The following is a 15,885-nucleotide window of genomic DNA, read 5'->3' as shown; positions in this document are numbered from 1 at the left end:
GGCGACAAAAAAGGGGTCTGTCACCGCTCCGTTTACATGTCTTCGCTTGGCATCTTCGGTCAGAGATGCCACGCTTACAGATCATTACTTTCACGGAGACGGATGTCATGAAAGCACCCATTGCGAAAAAAATTCCTCATGAAATGTCGCTGCATGGTAAAACGCGCGTCGATAATTATTATTGGTTGCGCGATGACAAACGTGAAAACAGCGAAGTGCTCGATTATCTGCGAGCAGAAAATAATTACGGCAAGAAAATCATGGCTTCGCAGCAGCCGCTGCAAGATCGGATTCTTAAAGAGATCATTGGCCGCTTGCCACCGCAGGACCATTCAGTGCCTTACGTAAAAAATGGCTATCGCTACCAAAGTCGTTACGAAAGCGGCAATGAATACGCAGCCTATTATCGGCAGCCCGCCAGCAGTGATCCTGACGATGAGTGGACGCTATTACTCGACGCCAATCAGCGTGCTTCCCACAGTGATTTTTACACGATGGGCGCGTTACACATCAGCCCAGACAATAAAGTCATGGCGCTGGCAGAAGATTTCCTTTCGCGGCGTCAATACGGCATTCGCTTTCGCAACCTGCAAAGCGGCAGTTGGTATCCTGAAGTGCTGACAAATGCCTCTTCCAGCTTCGCCTGGGGCAATGATTCGCGTACGGTTTATTATGTGCAAAAACATGCACAAACTTTGCTCTCGTATCAGGTGTGGCGACATGAGCTGGGTACGCCACAGGCGCATGACCAGTTAGTTTACGAAGAGAAAGATGATACGTTTCATCTCAGCGTACATAAAACCACCTCGAAGCAATTTATTCTGATCGTGCTTTACAGCACGACAACCAGCGAAATTCAGTTAATAAATGCTAATTTCCCTGATGCCCAGCCGCAGGTGTTTTTGCCACGCCGCAAAGATCATGAGTACAGTCTTGATCACTACGATCATCAGTTCTTCATTCGATCAAATCGAGACGGCAAAAACTTTGGTTTGTACCGCACACGTTATCTGGCGGAGTCGCGCTGGGAGACCATTATTCCAGCACGCGACCATGTTGTGATGGAAGATTTTCAGCTCTTCACCGACTGGCTGGTGGTAGAAGAGCGGCAACGCGGTTTAACCAGTTTGCGTCAGATCAACTGGGCCAGCGGTGAAACCAGCGGTATCGCCTTTGACGATCCCACTTATGTGACCTGGCTGGCGTACAATCCAACGCCGCGTACCAGTAAACTGCGTTATGGCTACTCATCCATGACCACGCCAACCACGCTGTTTGAGCTGGATATGGATACTGGCGAGCGTCGTATTCTTAAACAAAGCGCCGTCAGCAACTTCAATGCAGACGATTATAAAAGTGAACATCATTGGATTACTGTCAGTGATGGCACTGAAGTGCCGGTATCGCTGGTGTATAACCGTAAACACTATCAGCCCGGCCAAAATCCGATGCTGGTCTATGGCTACGGCGCTTATGGCAGCAACATGGATGCAGACTTCAGCGTCAGCCGCCTGAGCCTGCTGGATCGTGGATTTGTCTATGCGCTGGTGCAGGTGCGTGGCGGCGGTGAACTGGGGCAGCAATGGTACGACGGTGGGCGTTTACTGAATAAGATGAACAGCTTCACTGATTTCATTGATGTTACTGATGCACTAGTCAAACGCGGTTTCGCCCATCCTGAGCGACTCTTCGCCATGGGCGGCAGCGCAGGGGGTTTATTGATGGGCGCGGTAATCAACCTGGCGCCTCAGCGTTTCCATGGTGTGGTCGCGCAGGTGCCTTTTGTGGATGTAGTCACCACCATGCTTGATGAATCCATCCCGCTGACTACCGGTGAATATGATGAGTGGGGCAACCCCAACGATGCGGAGTATTATCGCTACATTCGACAATACAGCCCGTATGATAACGTTGAGGCAAAAGCTTATCCGCATCTGCTGGTCACCACCGGCCTGCATGATTCCCAGGTGCAATATTGGGAACCTGCAAAATGGGTCGCAAAGCTCAGAGAGCTGAAAACTGACAATAACCTGCTATTGCTCTGTACCGATATGGATTCCGGTCATGGCGGTAAATCGGGCCGTTATAAAGCTTATGAAGGTGTGGCGATGGAGCTGACCTTCATTATCGCGCTAGCGCAGGGCAGCTTGCCCGAAGCACACGATTACTGAGCCTGACTGAGATATTTACGCAGCGCCTGCCGCAACGGTGGGCGCAAATCTTTGACGTTATCCAGCATCCATTTTAAATATCCCGGATCTTTCCTCGCAATCACGGCCACGGCTTGCCCACGATATTTGCCAAACGGCAACACATCGCCTGACTGCTCTGCAGGCTGACAGCGCTGCATCATTTGCGCCGCATCCCAGCCAGAGGCTTCCATAATGCGAATCAACAGCGCAGCAGTAACATAACAGTCATAAAGCGCACGGTGTGCATGCAACTCAGCAGGTGGCGTCACCTCGAGTTTCAAACTGTGGCGCAGCGCCTGATTACCATATTTGATGCCAGGCCACAGCTGACGCGCCAGTGTCATCGTGCAAATCCATTCGCCATGCATTTCCGGCAACATACGGCGATCAAAACTGGCATTGTGCGCGACGTAAAACGGGCTGCCATGATAGCGATCAATCGCTTGCTCAATGGTCGGTTTTCCGATCACCATCGCTTCGGTAATGCGATGCACAGCCATAGCCTGGCGACTGATGGGGCGATCGGGTGAGATTAAATCGCTCATTGGATTAACGATCTGCCCATCGATCACGTCCACCGACGCAACTTCGACAACCCCGCCTTGTAAGCCACAGGTTTCGGTATCAATCACTCGCAACATAATTATTTCTGCTTCGGTTCGTAGGGCAGGCGAGACAGGCTCAATGAGGCTTGGCGGTAATGCATTAACCGCTGACGAAACCAGTCACGCAGCGCTTCAGGCTGTTCGTTCGCCACCATTTCGGCCACGACTGGCATGTTATAACGCTCTTTGAACGCCACGCCGGCAGCGGCTAAATCGACGTTCACTTTGTCTTTCTCTTCCTGCGAAAGCAGGGCAAGGTTCTGACTCATGGGGTTCTCCTGATGATGTCGGGCAAAAGTAATGTTTTCCCCGGTTTGAATCAAGGGTAAAGGATCGCACTGCTGGTCTCGACACCCTAAAAACAGCAGCGTATCCTTGCGCCACGTTTGCCGTGTTAGTTGCATTTAAAAGGATGATCTCATGCAGAAAACCCGTGTTTCGCGAGTAGTAATCTCACTGATTGCTACCAGCGCGCTAGCCTTTAGCCAGTTTGCGTCCGCACATGCACATCTTCAGTCATCCGTGCCCGCAGCCAAAGCCGACGTGACGCACTCAACGAAATCGCTGACACTGACCTTTACGGAAGATGTCGAAGCCGCATTTAGCGGCGTTGAGATCGTCGATGCGCAACAGAAACCTGTCGCCAGCGAGAAGGCGAAGCGCGATGCTAAGCAGCACGATCGTCTGGTTGTTGAACTCGCTCAGCCGCTTCCGGCAGGCCATTATCAGGTGAACTGGCATGTGTTGTCGGTTGATGGTCATAAAACCAAAGGCAGCTACCGCTTTAACGTGAACTGATCGGTGACAACGTTGTGGGTTTTGCTGCGCATGTTGCATTTTATCGCCGTGATGGTACTGACGGGTAGCGCATTTTACACAGTCTTGCTGGCACCTGCGCGCTATCGCTATGCGCTGGCGGGACATTTGCATCGCGTGTTGCAGTGTAGCGTCTGGCTGGCTTTAACAAGTGCGCTGGCGATGCTGGCAGCACAAAACGTGTTGATGAGCGGCGACTGGCATAATCTCAGCGACGTCGATATTTGGTTGGCCGTGTTCGATACGCGGTTTGGTGCGGTATGGCAATGGGAAATCCTGTTCGGGCTGGGCGGAGGTTTCACGCTGCTGCTGCGTGGCCGCGTTCGTCAGCAAGCTTTGCTGTTGTTCGGCATTTTACAGTTGTTATGCCTGGCGTTGATTGGTCACGCCGCCATGCACGATGGCGTTGCAGGCATGTTGCAGCAGATAAATCACGCGCTACATTTGATAGCTTCAAGTTTTTGGGCTGGTGGACTGCTTCCACTGTTACTGCTAATGCGAGAAGCACGGCGAATTGATTATCGAACTGATGCCATCCGTACCATGATGCGATTTTCTCGTTATGGTCATCTCGCGGTCGCATTGGCATTGATAACGGGACTGATTAACAGCCTGGTGATTGCTGGCTGGCCGCTGATCTGGCGCGATAATATCTACGTCACGCTGTTGCTGTGCAAAGTGGCATTGGTAACAATAATGGTGCTGGTGGCCTTAATAAACCGTTACTGGCTGGTGCCACGTTTTCGTCTGGCGGGCAGCGGAACGCAGCAAAAATTTATTCGCATGACGCAGCTCGAATTGCTGTTGGCATGCGGGGTGGTTGGACTGGTTAGCGTATTTGCTACGCTTTCACCAGCCTGAATGTGAACAAAACGAATGTGTACAAGGTAGGCTATTTTGTTGAAGAAAGTGATTCCCGCAATCCTGTTGTTCTCTGTCTGCGGCCAGGCGCTGGCGGCTCAAATCATTACCGTTAGCCGCTTTGAGATCGGCAAAGATAAGTGGCCCTTTAATCGCGAAGAAGTGATGTTGACCTGTGAGAAAGATGGCTCGCTTTTCGCCATTAACCCCAGCACTCTGATGCAGTATCCGCTTAACGATCTTGCTGATGCACAATTCAAAGCGGGGCAGGTGAAAGCCCAACCCATCAGCGTGATTCAAACCGAAGATAAAGCCAATCCAGGCAACATGATGAGCTTGCAGCCTATTGTTGATCGCGCTCAGGCGCTGTGCGGTAAGTAAATTCTCAGGGTGCAGCGTTGCGTTGCACCCGTTTCATGCACTTTTCTGCCGTCCGGATCACAAACTGATCCGCTTTCTGCCCCTCACAGCCCGGTCGGCTGGAAAATCTACCACTCTGTTCTAATCTTAAGATGCAAGGCGAAACCGCCTTCATTAATGCCAACTTTTAGCGCACGGCTCCTCGAGAGCCATTTCCCTGGACCGAATATAGGAATCGTATTCGGTCTTTTTTTATCTGTTTGATTTAGAAGGATAAAAAACGAAATGGTCGAAATTTGTCCGAATATCCAATATTCGGTTTAAACCATTACGTATTCCTACCCACGTGAATCAAAATACTTTTTGGTCATGGCGAAGTTTTTATGGCCGAGATATCTCTGTGCAAAATCTTCTCCATTTTCTACTCCAAAGAGCCGGCTTGCAAGGCTTCGTATTTCATGAAAAATCGGCGGATTTGGTCCGAACTGGATCCCGCTTAACTCCCTCGCATCTGCAAACGCGCTGGTCATTGCATCCGGCATAACCGGTCCCGCTTTGCGCCCACCTTTTCTGACCGAAGAATAAATGAGATTGTTGGATGGATTCCCATTTCTGCAATTCTCAATAACATTCTCCACATTTAATCCAACCTTCTCCAAATGCAATGTTACCGGCAGAGCTAATTTATGCCCGGTTGTACTTTGCGTCACAAATAGTTGCCCATCCACCACATCGCTGAATTTCATCCGTGTTACATCCTCACGGCGCTGACCGGTTAAGATCACGATATTCATGGCGGATTGAAGCCAGCCACCTATTGAGGCTGCAGCCTTACGGATCGCCAAAAAGTCATCGAGCGATAATCTCTCACGCTTAACCTCTGGCGGGGCGTTTTGGTTGGCTCTACAGGGTTGCGCTCAATTACACCTTCCACAACTGCTTCTCTAAATACATCCAGAAGACATGAGCGGAGAGCAACGGCCATGCTGCGCTTCCCGCATTCCACATACGTTTCCAGAAACATTGCGATATGCCGGGTGCTTATATCTTCCATAGCCTGACGCCCAAACTCAGCCTGAAGTGTGGAGAGTTGATTGCTACGAATTTTCATTGTGCCTGGCTTTAAAATCCTGCGATCGAGGATAACGCTATACCGCTTTAGCCATTTACTAAAGGTAAAGATAGGAGCCTCTTTCAGGAGATCAAAAAGCGCGGAAGGCAGATAGTTTTCTTCTATATAGCTATTAGCCTCGATCACCTGGGAGACGGCCTCCTCACGTGAAATGCGCCCGAGTGATATTTCCTGCCCTGTTACCGGATTGCGCCAATAGCAACTCTGTCTAATTTTTCGGTATGTCAGGTTCCGTGGCAGATTAGCTGTCGTAGCGTTCCGGCCGTTTAGACATTCTTTAGCTTCTCCAGCAGACTTCCCTTTTGGGCGGTTTCGTATAGGCGGGCTTTCGCGCCATCTTGCTTTTCCGAGGATCCACATAAACAGAATCCGGTTCCAGCTTATATTATTTGCCGTGCAACTACGGGCAAGGATAAATTCTTCCCTCTTGCACCCAGCGACGAAGGGTCGAAAGGGAAGGCGACTGAGAATATGTCTCACACGCCCATTCCTGCAAGTTGAGTAGCTTTGCCATTTTTCCTTCGGGATGTTGTACCAGGTTTTGAGCACAAATTAACCAATGTCATTATATAGCCACAATCCTACCCATTTAATCTCTAGGTGCATTACCGATGAACCATGCGATGATGACTGAGAGAGGGCTAGATTGGTGAGCATCTAGCCAGGTGAGCAAGGCTCGTCGTGGGTGGTTGTCATTTTGCAGCGGCGAACTCCTTATCAACCTGACGCACATAGAACGACAACCAGCGCTTGGCTGGAAATGTATTAGGCGGTAGGTATTGAACAGTCTTTGCGTGTTTATCGAGAAGGGTGGTAATGATGCTGTCGTGTTCCGAACGAGGCCTGCCGTCTATGGCTTTGATCATTTCAGCCCGACACTTCCGTCCAACCGAGCGTTTTCTCGTACAGGATGAAGTCATTGGCGTCGCCTTCGACTGTGTATTTGTCACCGATTCCAATATGCATTTTGGTCTGTAGGCAATAAAAAACCGCCTCGGTGGGCGGCTGCGTAATTACATGATTGAAATGATATTTAACCCTCTGTCTCATTCAGAAAATCAAAGAACCTTAAGTTATCCATCCATAACTGGATGATTTCTCTCGATTCCTTAAATCCCTTATGAGACTTCAAAAAGGCATCAGGCATGTTATGTGCCTCTTTCATTTCTGTTGTAATTTCATGAGATAATTGATCTTTAAAGAAAGTTTTAAATCTTTTTATTTCTTCAGGCAACATATTAAAGCTAGATTCTTTTATTCGCTGTTTGGCTGAGTCAATTGCATAGGTAACATTAGCCGCCTGAGTAAATGACCAGTCCTGCCCTTGAGCATTTTTAACACTTTCATTCGCTTTGCTTGCATCAGCTTTAATTAGCTCAATTAAATGCCTTTCCCGTTCAAATTTTAAAGATTCCTTTTGCTGATTAAATGAATCTTTAGCGGTCTTTCGGCTTTGAATTGCCGCATAAGCTGCGGCTCCGGCAGATACTACGCCTCCTATGGCTGCGAAAAAGTCAATGTAGTCCCCATGATGCCAACTCAATCCTTCGGCTCCTTCTGATAAATAGGATCAGTACCGCGCGGGTACTGCAGCGCAACGTTTCTGTAATGCTGCAAACGCTCACGGAAATATTCTCTCAGCGCTTCCGGTTGCTGCATCTCCACTTCATGCGGATAACTGGCTGGTTTAAACGCTCCTTGTAAGCCACGCCGGATGCTGCCAAATCAACGTTGACCTTGTCGCGTTCTTCTCTGCTACATTTAGCCAGATTGTGTGACAAGTTAACCTACGAGAAATTTATCCTAAGACTTCTGGTTCAATAAAACCGCCCCAAACCCTCATTCTAACTATCTCATCTATTCGATAAGCTTTTGAAATCCTGCCTTCGTCAAACTCACTTATTCTTGTAAATGGCTGGTGGTTAATACCATTTATAGCAATCTCATTTCCTTCATCATCTATCAACTGATAGTTGGGCCTGATACCTTCGCCTGTCATTCCGATTCTGACTGATTCAGCTTTATGGAAACGTGCTGCTTTAGCAATACCTTCGACATGTCCGGAGACCCACTTACTTACTTCCATTTTATAATTCATGGCTTAGCTCCATTTTTTATATCTGGCTGCGCTTAAAAATAAAGGATGTTGCTTCAGTCTGACGCCTACCTGGTCAAGTGCGTATCCCTGAGCTTCCATAATCTGCCTGACCATTTTCCCTAACATTTGCTTAATACGGTCGCTTTTTACTTCTTCACCAAATTGTTCTAAAAGGCTTGGTTGAAGAGGCTCAAGAGCAGGCTTTGATAGATAAGTTGCCGTTTTCATGATGAGCACAGCATCATGCGAGTTAAGAAACTCCCATAATTCTTTGCCCAATTTGGTATCGGCAACATCAGAAAAACTTCCAGTAGTAAATTTCATGTATCCCTCCGCTTTTTGTATATATCATATATGACATGTACTAATTGACACGTCAATTGAAGCTAAGGGGGAATTTGCCCTTATGCCGCTGTCTGGCTCAATGCCGCAGCGGCAATAGTTAACTGTGCTTGCGCTTCTGCTCATTGCAGAACTCAGCAATCTGCTGAGCCAGTATCTGATTTTTGCAAATGGAGCCATCAGGCAGGCGCCATCCCAGGCACCTGTTGCTGTAAGGCAGGGTCACAGTGCCGACCCTGATTGCGTCATTTAAACGCCTCATGAATGCTCAGCCTCTTAAATCTCCGCTTTACGAATCAGGAATACGTCAGTGGCCTTTTCGAGAATGGCTGACTCATTTTCCAGAACTCGCGCGGCGTACTTGTAGCACTTGTCGAGACCCGCCAGGGACTCAGCGTCCGCGGCTTTGATAAAATTGGCAAGCAGCTCATCCGGCGTGCGTGGCATGGCGGCGGTGTTAGTTGGCTCAAGATTAACTTCGCGCTCTGGTTGCTTTGGCTCTGATTTGTTGTTGATCAGGCTATTCAGTTCATAGCGGCTGCGCACCGGTGTAACATCGCGTTACGCAAGTTGCGATGGCTCAAACTCATCCGAGGTATAAACGCCAAGAATCACGTCCGGGCAGTAGAGGCGCGCCCAGTATTTGACGGCCAGATATGCCAGCTGCTGCCTGGGCGAAGTTTTCCATACGCCTACTACCAACTACGCTGGCTGGATGCAAGATGCAAACTTCAACATGTGCGGAGAGAAAGCGATGAGGAAAGTCAGGAAGAGCTGTAAGAACCCTGTTTGCCGCGAATGTTTTCACCCAGCCTTTTCAAATCAAACGTGGTGCTCACCAGAATGAGGAACGGTAAAAGCGCTAGTCAAGAGAGATAAAGACCGGCACAAAGCGATACAGGAAGCAGAACGATGACGAAAGTAAGAAGCCCAGTAGGAAAGAGGCAGTATTCAAATCCGCAAGTTAGCACAACAACCCCTCAGTTACTTCCATAAGCAAGCCTAGTCGACCTTTAACGAACTCTCCACACCCGTGATGCCGGTCAGTTATGTATCAGCTGTGGCCGCAACGCTGGTGCCAAGTTGAATGCGGGTCACTACCGGACGGTTGGAGCAAGCAAAGAAACCCGCTACGACGAATCCTGAGCATTGCAACTCGTATCTCTCTGGCAATATCGGCAAATACCAGCTCAGACTCATCGAGAAGATTGGGCAGGCCGCTTTCGATCGCCTGATGGGCCCACTGCGCCGGAACTCACCGAGGATTAACCTATGGCTATGTCAAACGGCCTGCGCAACAAACTGATTGCAGCAGCGGGTGGCGGCTCTATGTTGATCGCTACTGTATTCCTTGGCGGTAAGGATGGCGTAGAAGGGCGTGTGTATGAGCCTTACAAAGATGTGGCTGGCGTATGGACTGTCTGTGACGGTCATACCGGTAACGACATCATCAAAGGTAAAAAGTACACGGACCGCGAATGTGAGCGCCTGATGTGGAATGACCTGCAACCCGTAAAGAAGGCCGTAGACGGAATGGTAAAGGTGCCGCTCGGCGAATATCAGCGGGCGGCACTCTACAGCTTCACATATAACGTCGGGACGGGTGCCTTCTCAAAATCTTCACTACTGAAAAAGCTCAACGCCGGAAACGCCGATGGTGCCTGTGAAGAGCTGCGCCGCTGGATTTACGCCGGAGGGCAGAAGTGGCGCGGACTGATGAACCGCCGCGATATGGAACGCACCATGTGCCTGGCGGAGAGTGTTGATGATCTGGCTGGTAAATAACTGGCGTGCGCTGTTGTGGTTCCTGCTTTGCCTTTGCATTGCGGCGTTTGCTTCGGTAGCTAACTACTACCACAGCAAATACAAATCAGCATCCCACCTGGCGGAAACGCGACAGGAAACAATCAACGATATGCAGCGCCGCCAGCAAAGTGTTGCTGCTCTCGATGCCAAATACACACAGGAGCTAGCTGATGCTAAAGCCACTATCGAGCAGCTGCATGACGATGTTATTGCTGGCAAGCGTCGGTTGCAGCTCAACGCCACCTGCACGAAGCAATCCACCGCCTCCTCCGGCATGGATGATGCAGCCCGCGCCCGACTTACTGACGCCGCTCAACGGGATTATTTCACCCTCAGAGAGCGAATCGAAACAGCCGGAAAGCAAATAGCCGGTTTGCAGCAGTACGTCAGAGAGCAGTGCCTGAAATAAAAAATATTTATTGACCGCACTTTGCAAAGCACAAAGTCCATTAAATGAGTCTCGCGCAATGCGGGACTTTTTTATGCGCCTCGCACGCGCAAATATCAACCCCTAAGCCTACAGAAAAGCAAGCCTGAGATTAGCCGTAAATGGTGCATCTTAGGGGGCGGCTTAATCTGTGCGACAGGCTTGTTTCTCTATAGGAGTACCAGCTCATGCAACAGCCAGTAAATGATCAGGCTCTGACGATGACCAGCCGTGAAATAGCGGAAGTAACTGGCAAGCGTCATCCCGATGTAAAGCGCGACATAGAAACTATGATGGAACAGCTTCAGGAGGATGTGAGCAAATTTGCTCGTATCTATCTGGACACCATGAACCGCAAGCAAACCGAGTATGTTCTGGATCGCGAACATACAGAATGCCTTGTGACAGGGTATAGCGCATTGCTGCGCATGAAAGTGATCAAGCGGATGCATGAGCTTGAAGAGTTAGTACGTATCCCACAGACATTACCTGAAGCGCTCCGCCTTGCTGCTGACCTCGCAGAGCAAAAGGCGGAACTGGAAAACAAGCTCGCAATTGCGGCACCAAAAGCTGATTTTGTTGATAGCTACGTCGAGGCATCAGGAGCTATGGGTTTTCGTGAGGCTGCAAAGTTGTTGAAGATTAAAGAAACTCAGTTCCGCTTGTTTCTGGTTGAACACGACATTATGTATCGACTTGCAGGAAAGCTTACGCCATATGCTCAGCATCTGGACGCTGGTCGCTTCACAGTTAAAACCGGTGAGAATCAACACAACGGGCACGCCTTCACACAAGTTAAGTTCACGCCGAAAGGTATTCAGTGGATTGCCGGATTACTGGTATCCAATAAGCTGAGTAGTCGGGCTGCATGACAAAAGATGAAGTGCAGCAACTTGAAACCATCTGCCGCTATCTAAAGGATGGTTTTAAGGATTTGAACTGTGGGCGCATTGCGGTCGGCGCATCTAATGTCGAGAAAGCTGAGGTTCTTCTTGATGCCCTACTGGCTATGGAAGAGGCAAAAAATAGGAGAATTGGTTGAGAGTCTCTTCCTCAACGGCTTTCATCACAAGGCGCATTTGCGAATAAACTGATATTTTACTTAAAGATTTCTCACCGATTGTCGATTAATAAATGCATATCTCAATCGGAAGAAAATCATGAAAAACTCATTGATTGCAGGCTTAATTGGGGCTTTATCTCTGGTTAGCTTTAATGCTAGTGCTGAATGGATGACTAAGGTTGAAGACGACCTATTTTCAGGCGGCAAGCAAGCCATGATGTACGGCACAATTTCACAGATAAATGGAATTATTTTTGACTGCACCAAAGATGAGCTCTCATTATCTTACGTTGAAAAAGGCCCATTTAATGCAAAGGAGCCCATCCCCTTAGCTATCATTGTGAAAGTGGATGGCAATGATCCTCTGAAGTTAGAAGGGAATTTCAAAAAGCGTAATGATGAGTATATGCAAGCCATATCCAACCAAGCGGATATTGTTCAAGTTCTATCTCAATTGAAGCAAGCAAAATCAAAATTTCTTATAGGCTTAAACGTGCAGGCAGTAAATAAAAAAATGAGTTTTACTGCGGATGTCGTAGGGTCTACTAAAGCTGTGAATGACTTTGCTGAGGCTTGTGAAATTAAGCTTTGAAGCAGGATGAAGTGAATAAGAAATTAGTTATCAGACCGCCTTCGGGCGGTTTTTTTATTGGAGTGAATATGCCTGATACCTATCGCAAATTGCATCATACTAACTACTAAATCAGGCGTGAAGGGCTGATGAGCCGTTCACATACTGATATAGCAGTTATGCGCCACCCAACTGTGTAATGATTGCTATCGCTGCACAAATAGCTGCATACCCGTTGTATCTGGATTGAAGTTGAAGCGATAACACAAGGTTATGCAAATCTACGGGGTCCATGTTCTCTCCCAGCGTCAGTACAGCAGTATGAGGCTTTACCCTAGATTTTACATATGCTGATCCTATCCATAAGCCGGCCGATAAGAGGCTGAAAAAAAAAGGCAGAAAGTGCTTATCCATTAGCCAAGCCAGCATATGAACCATTTTATCCTCCAAGGTAATAAACAATGGCACTCACTGACAAACAAGAAATGTTCTGTCGCGAGTACCTCATCGATTTGAACGCCACGCAAGCGGCCATTCGGGCGGGGTACAGCGATGGTTCAGCACGCAACCAAGCGCACCGCCTGATGACAAATGACGACATTTTGCAGCGTATCGCAGAATTAAATCATGATCGACTCAAGCGAACCAATATTGATGCCGACTACGTGCTAAGGCAGGCGGTCAAACTTCATGAACGCTGTATGCAGAAAGTTGAACCAATCACTGACCGCCGTGGTGAAGAGATTACAGATGAGCAGGGCAGAACAATATTTGGCTTTGACGCCAAAGGTGCCGTCGCTTCTCTTAAGCTCATTGGTGATCACATAACTGTGCAGGATTTCAAGCAGCAGAGATCAACCGAGATTACCGGGGCAGATGGCGCACCGGTGAAAGTCGACGTTACCAGCATGGCACCACAGGAAGCAACAGAGCATTACAAAAAAATGATGTGTTGAAATTAAAAGGGGCTGCCAACCCCTGAAATTGTTTTTTGCTGTGATATTAAGTTTCGTCACGAATAACAGTTGAAGGCCCATTATTCTGCACAGCGGCAATGCCGCGTTGGGCGGCCTGCTTTGATGAATACATTTCGCTAGTTGCAATGACTTCATTATTGTCAGCTTTGAGCACGAAATAGTATTCCTGATCGTCGCCTAAAAGCGTTCTCGCCATTGATAAGCCCGCCTTAGGCTTACTCTTTTTAATAACGTAATAGCCCATGAGGTATCTCCTGATACCGACGCCCCACGCGCCGGTTACTTCAATATTCCCTGGTGCTAAACGAACGTCAAATCCAATTTATAAAGGCTTATTGTGCAATGCCGATCCCTTTCCCCTTCGACTTCAAAAAGCCGGACTACGCTCAGGTTTTTGAGTGGCGGATGGAGAGGCTTCAGCGCATCCGCTCTAATCCTGAAATGCTGCCAGCTCTGCGGGCGTTCTATCGTGATAACCCGGCTCAGTTCATCATTGACTGGGGCATGACGACAGACCCGCGAAATCTCGATTATGGTTTGCCAGTGACCATCCCATTTCTATTGTTCCCTAAACAGGAAGAGTGGATTGACTGGATAATGGATCGCCGACGTGGCATGGAAAACGGCATCACAGAAAAGAGCCGCGAGATGGGCCTTAGTTGGACATCAATCGGGTTAGCCTGCTCTCTGTGCTTATTCAACAAAGAAATGGTGATTGGATTCGGCTCTCGTAAAGAAGAGTACGTGGACAGTACCGGCGACCCGAAAATGCTTTTCTGGAAGGCTCGCAAGTTTGTTGAAACGCTGCCCATTGAGTTTCGTGGCAGTTGGAATGAGAAGAAGCACGCCCCTTACATGCGCGTGGAGTTTCCCGACACTGGCGCAGTGTTGAAAGGCGAGGCAGGCGATAATATCGGACGTGGTGACCGTACAACGCTTTATTTCGTGGATGAGGCAGCATTCCTACAACGCCCATTATTGATTGACGCCGCGCTATCGCAAACGACGCGTTGTCGTATCGACCTTTCATTTGTTAACGGCATGTCTAACCCCTTCGCTCAGAAGCGTCACGGCGGTCGCATCCCAGTATTCACATTCCACTGGCGAAGCGACCCACGTAAAGACGATGCCTGGTACGACAAAGAATGCGCAAAGATTGACAACCCTGTTGTCGTGGCGCAGGAGCTTGAGCTGAATTACAGCGCATCTGCAGAAGGCGTCCTTATCCCTAACGAATGGGTACAGGCGGCTGTTGATGCGCACATCAAACTTGGTATCACATCAACCGGACAGCGACTTGGGGCTATGGACGTGGCTGACGAGGGGCGCGACAAAAACGCATTCTCATGGCGTCACGGCTTTCTCCTGGAAGATGTAAAAGAGTGGTCCGGCGTAGGTAGTGATATTTACAGCTCAGTAGTTAAGGTTTTTGGCTACTGCGACCACAACAACCTTGATGCATTTCGGTTTGATGAGGATGGCTTAGGTGCCGGTGTTCGTGGTGACGCAAAAGCTATCAACGAATTGCGACAACCAGAAGGTCGCCCATACATTCTTGCAACCACTTTTTGGGTGAAGCGGCGATCGGCAGATTTATGTATCAGGCCATCATCACGGAAGAGGGTGAGGCGATAGAAGGAGAGTCACTGGAAGATGTCAAGATTGTGGGCAAGGTGACATATGAGGTGCTGAGGATGCATGATGATGTGAGGTCAGTGATTTGAATCGTCCCGAAATTTTCCCGAACCCGATCCGAATAAGTTGGTAAGCGTTTGATCTGCAAAGTGTGCAATGGTAAGTGTTGCAACCAATAAAAGAGGTGCTTTTGTCATGTAACCATCTGATGCATAACAGAAAAACCTCTTTACATCGCAAACGGGAATCGTATTCGGTCTTTTTTTGTTTAGTATTTGGCATCAATGACTTATCGTAAAATTAACGAGTTAAACCCCATCCTGTTACCCTCTGTTCTACTCTGCTGGAACCTTTGCCGCCACTTTACCGCCATTATTCTTGGCCATTAACGCCAATGGATTACAGCGAATTGCATCTTCCAAATGATCAGGTGCGAAGTGGGCATAACGCATTGTTACCCTGATATCTGAGTGTCCCAAGATGCGCTGCAGAACGATGATATTTCCCCCGGCCATCATAAAGTGACTGGCGAAGCTGTGACCTAGAGCGTGGCTCATATTGCCATTCGATAATTCAATGCCTGCCGGACGAATGACGCGATAAAACTGGCGATAACGCTCAGCAAAAAACAATGTCTTTACCTTGAAGCTCTTTATCCAACGCATCGACTACCGGCACCGTGCATCTCTTTTTCCCCACGGTATTAATGAAACTGATTTTTTGGGCGATAACTGCGATGCCTTTAAGCTGGCGCTTAACTCCAGCGGCAACCGGTTGAGGCTTGATAATCAGCGAATAATCGGAGTTGCAGTGAACCGAACAAGCTGCAAAGAGTTTTTAAATTTATGCCTCGGTCAGCGTGATGATAATAGATATCTGATGCAATCCATTTTGAAGGTGTGTTCAGTGTGTCAAGCCAGGCGGGATGGTGCATGAGTTAGAGTTTTGTTGGTTAGAGAGTGAACGCAAATGAAACCTACAGAACCTTACAGATATCGTT

General features: G+C 48.5%; 25 protein-coding genes and 3 pseudogenes. 14 read left to right on the top strand and 14 right to left on the bottom strand.

Annotated elements, in window-relative coordinates; translation table 11 throughout:
- Window positions 1-107 precede the first annotated feature (107 nt).
- Window positions 108-2,171 carry a prolyl oligopeptidase family serine peptidase gene (locus SC127_RS15570; protein WP_332627091.1) on the top strand — a complete coding sequence of 688 codons (2,064 nt, stop codon included), beginning with the start codon at window positions 108-110 and terminating at the stop codon, window positions 2,169-2,171.
- On the opposite strand, the gene exoX is transcribed toward SC127_RS15570, so the two are convergent.
- Window positions 2,165-2,833 carry an exodeoxyribonuclease X gene (gene exoX / locus SC127_RS15565; protein ID WP_243077775.1) on the bottom strand — a complete coding sequence of 223 codons (669 nt, stop codon included), beginning with the start codon at window positions 2,831-2,833 and terminating at the stop codon, window positions 2,165-2,167. The two genes, SC127_RS15570 and exoX, sit on opposite strands and share 7 nt — an antisense overlap.
- 2 nt (window positions 2,834-2,835) lie before the next feature.
- Entirely contained in the window at window positions 2,836-3,066 is a 231-nt protein-coding gene (locus SC127_RS15560; protein ID WP_215846612.1) for a DNA polymerase III subunit theta, read from the bottom strand.
- A 151-nt stretch (window positions 3,067-3,217) separates the two neighbouring features.
- Here SC127_RS15560 and copC point away from each other — a divergent pair, with 151 nt between their 5' ends.
- Genes copC through SC127_RS15545 form a run of 3 tightly spaced genes read left to right on the top strand, consistent with a single transcriptional unit; the run spans window position 3,218 to window position 4,855 of the window.
- Entirely contained in the window at window positions 3,218-3,595 is a 378-nt protein-coding gene (gene copC, locus SC127_RS15555; protein ID WP_243077776.1) for a copper homeostasis periplasmic binding protein CopC, read from the top strand.
- A 3-nt stretch (window positions 3,596-3,598) separates the two neighbouring features.
- Window positions 3,599-4,474, top strand: coding sequence for a copper homeostasis membrane protein CopD (gene copD, locus SC127_RS15550; protein ID WP_332627090.1), 876 nt, complete (start codon window positions 3,599-3,601; stop codon window positions 4,472-4,474).
- A 33-nt stretch (window positions 4,475-4,507) separates the two neighbouring features.
- Entirely contained in the window at window positions 4,508-4,855 is a 348-nt protein-coding gene (locus SC127_RS15545; protein WP_215848264.1) for a YebY family protein, read from the top strand.
- Between the two features lie 317 nt (window positions 4,856-5,172).
- Here SC127_RS15545 and SC127_RS15540 read toward each other — a convergent pair whose 3' ends face one another.
- From SC127_RS15540 to SC127_RS15530, 3 genes are read right to left on the bottom strand one after another with little or no spacing between them, the layout of a single operon-like run.
- Window positions 5,173-5,679, bottom strand: a complete 507-nt coding sequence (locus tag SC127_RS15540) for a tyrosine-type recombinase/integrase (protein ID WP_332627089.1) — start codon at window positions 5,677-5,679, stop codon at window positions 5,173-5,175.
- Window positions 5,649-6,326 (bottom strand): phage integrase central domain-containing protein, encoded by a 678-nt coding sequence (locus SC127_RS15535; RefSeq protein ID WP_332627088.1) that lies wholly within the window; start codon window positions 6,324-6,326, stop codon window positions 5,649-5,651. The genes SC127_RS15540 and SC127_RS15535 overlap by 31 nt, the downstream gene beginning before the upstream one ends.
- 40 nt (window positions 6,327-6,366) lie before the next feature.
- Window positions 6,367-6,480, bottom strand: coding sequence for an excisionase (locus SC127_RS15530; RefSeq protein WP_332627087.1), 114 nt, complete (start codon window positions 6,478-6,480; stop codon window positions 6,367-6,369).
- A 338-nt stretch (window positions 6,481-6,818) separates the two neighbouring features.
- Between SC127_RS15530 and SC127_RS15525 the strand changes: the two genes are divergently transcribed.
- The gene (locus SC127_RS15525; protein ID WP_332627086.1) at window positions 6,819-6,944 is read left to right on the top strand and encodes a hypothetical protein; all 126 of its coding nucleotides are present in this window, start codon (window positions 6,819-6,821) and stop codon (window positions 6,942-6,944) included.
- Between the two features lie 55 nt (window positions 6,945-6,999).
- Here SC127_RS15525 and SC127_RS15520 read toward each other — a convergent pair whose 3' ends face one another.
- From SC127_RS15520 to SC127_RS15490, 7 genes and pseudogenes are all read right to left on the bottom strand, one after another.
- A complete protein-coding gene (locus tag SC127_RS15520; RefSeq protein ID WP_332627085.1) occupies window positions 7,000-7,509 on the bottom strand; it encodes a hypothetical protein in 510 nt (169 codons plus the stop codon).
- Window positions 7,506-7,747, bottom strand: a pseudogene (locus SC127_RS15515) (DNA polymerase III subunit theta). Before SC127_RS15515 ends, SC127_RS15520 begins: the two are co-directional and overlap by 4 nt.
- 17 nt (window positions 7,748-7,764) lie before the next feature.
- Entirely contained in the window at window positions 7,765-8,064 is a 300-nt protein-coding gene (locus SC127_RS15510) for a hypothetical protein (RefSeq protein ID WP_332627084.1), read from the bottom strand.
- 3 nt (window positions 8,065-8,067) lie between these two features.
- Window positions 8,068-8,388: a hypothetical protein gene (locus tag SC127_RS15505; protein ID WP_332627083.1), complete on the bottom strand. Its 321-nt coding sequence runs from the start codon at window positions 8,386-8,388 to the stop codon at window positions 8,068-8,070.
- A 118-nt stretch (window positions 8,389-8,506) separates the two neighbouring features.
- Window positions 8,507-8,668 (bottom strand): DUF1317 family protein, encoded by a 162-nt coding sequence (locus tag SC127_RS15500; protein ID WP_332627082.1) that lies wholly within the window; start codon window positions 8,666-8,668, stop codon window positions 8,507-8,509.
- A 14-nt stretch (window positions 8,669-8,682) separates the two neighbouring features.
- Window positions 8,683-8,952, bottom strand: a complete 270-nt coding sequence (locus tag SC127_RS15495) for a hypothetical protein (RefSeq protein WP_332627081.1) — start codon at window positions 8,950-8,952, stop codon at window positions 8,683-8,685.
- Window positions 8,953-8,982: 30 nt separating this feature from the next.
- Window positions 8,983-9,096, bottom strand: a pseudogene (locus tag SC127_RS15490) (recombinase RecT); the annotation flags it as partial.
- Window positions 9,097-9,459: 363 nt separating this feature from the next.
- Here SC127_RS15490 and SC127_RS22635 point away from each other — a divergent pair.
- The 8 genes from SC127_RS22635 to SC127_RS15460 all read left to right on the top strand — a co-directional run bounded on the left by SC127_RS22635 (window position 9,460) and on the right by SC127_RS15460 (window position 13,229).
- Window positions 9,460-9,552, top strand: a complete 93-nt coding sequence (locus SC127_RS22635) for a recombination protein NinG (RefSeq protein WP_442955761.1) — start codon at window positions 9,460-9,462, stop codon at window positions 9,550-9,552.
- Window positions 9,515-9,712, top strand: a complete 198-nt coding sequence (locus tag SC127_RS22630) for a recombination protein NinG (protein WP_442955760.1) — start codon at window positions 9,515-9,517, stop codon at window positions 9,710-9,712. Before SC127_RS22635 ends, SC127_RS22630 begins: the two co-directional genes overlap by 38 nt.
- Window positions 9,679-10,191 (top strand): lysozyme, encoded by a 513-nt coding sequence (locus tag SC127_RS15485; protein ID WP_332627080.1) that lies wholly within the window; start codon window positions 9,679-9,681, stop codon window positions 10,189-10,191. Before SC127_RS22630 ends, SC127_RS15485 begins: the two co-directional genes overlap by 34 nt.
- Entirely contained in the window at window positions 10,172-10,621 is a 450-nt protein-coding gene (locus SC127_RS15480; RefSeq protein WP_332627079.1) for a lysis protein, read from the top strand. Before SC127_RS15485 ends, SC127_RS15480 begins: the two co-directional genes overlap by 20 nt.
- A gap of 206 nt (window positions 10,622-10,827) precedes the next feature.
- Window positions 10,828-11,511 carry a phage antirepressor KilAC domain-containing protein gene (locus SC127_RS15475; RefSeq protein WP_332627078.1) on the top strand — a complete coding sequence of 228 codons (684 nt, stop codon included), beginning with the start codon at window positions 10,828-10,830 and terminating at the stop codon, window positions 11,509-11,511.
- A complete protein-coding gene (locus tag SC127_RS15470) occupies window positions 11,508-11,681 on the top strand; it encodes a hypothetical protein (protein ID WP_332627077.1) in 174 nt (57 codons plus the stop codon). Before SC127_RS15475 ends, SC127_RS15470 begins: the two co-directional genes overlap by 4 nt.
- A gap of 118 nt (window positions 11,682-11,799) precedes the next feature.
- Window positions 11,800-12,294 (top strand): hypothetical protein, encoded by a 495-nt coding sequence (locus SC127_RS15465; RefSeq protein WP_332627076.1) that lies wholly within the window; start codon window positions 11,800-11,802, stop codon window positions 12,292-12,294.
- Between the two features lie 440 nt (window positions 12,295-12,734).
- Window positions 12,735-13,229, top strand: coding sequence for a terminase small subunit (locus SC127_RS15460; RefSeq protein WP_332627075.1), 495 nt, complete (start codon window positions 12,735-12,737; stop codon window positions 13,227-13,229).
- Between the two features lie 46 nt (window positions 13,230-13,275).
- Here SC127_RS15460 and SC127_RS15455 read toward each other — a convergent pair whose 3' ends face one another.
- Window positions 13,276-13,494, bottom strand: coding sequence for a YegP family protein (locus SC127_RS15455; RefSeq protein WP_442955758.1), 219 nt, complete (start codon window positions 13,492-13,494; stop codon window positions 13,276-13,278).
- A 98-nt stretch (window positions 13,495-13,592) separates the two neighbouring features.
- Here SC127_RS15455 and SC127_RS15450 point away from each other — a divergent pair.
- Window positions 13,593-14,819: pseudogene (locus tag SC127_RS15450) on the top strand (TerL protein); the annotation flags it as partial.
- Between the two features lie 401 nt (window positions 14,820-15,220).
- On the opposite strand, the gene SC127_RS15445 reads toward SC127_RS15450, so the two are convergent.
- Window positions 15,221-15,550, bottom strand: a complete 330-nt coding sequence (locus tag SC127_RS15445; protein ID WP_332627074.1) for a tyrosine-type recombinase/integrase — start codon at window positions 15,548-15,550, stop codon at window positions 15,221-15,223.
- Window positions 15,551-15,885 lie beyond the last annotated feature (335 nt).

Origin of the sequence: Pantoea sp. T14 (genome assembly GCF_036663535.1) — a bacterium.
In the GTDB taxonomy this organism is placed as follows: domain Bacteria; phylum Pseudomonadota; class Gammaproteobacteria; order Enterobacterales; family Enterobacteriaceae; genus Pantoea; species Pantoea phytostimulans.
The sequence above is the reverse complement of the archived record's forward strand: the minus strand, read 5'-3'. Positions and strand labels throughout refer to the sequence as shown.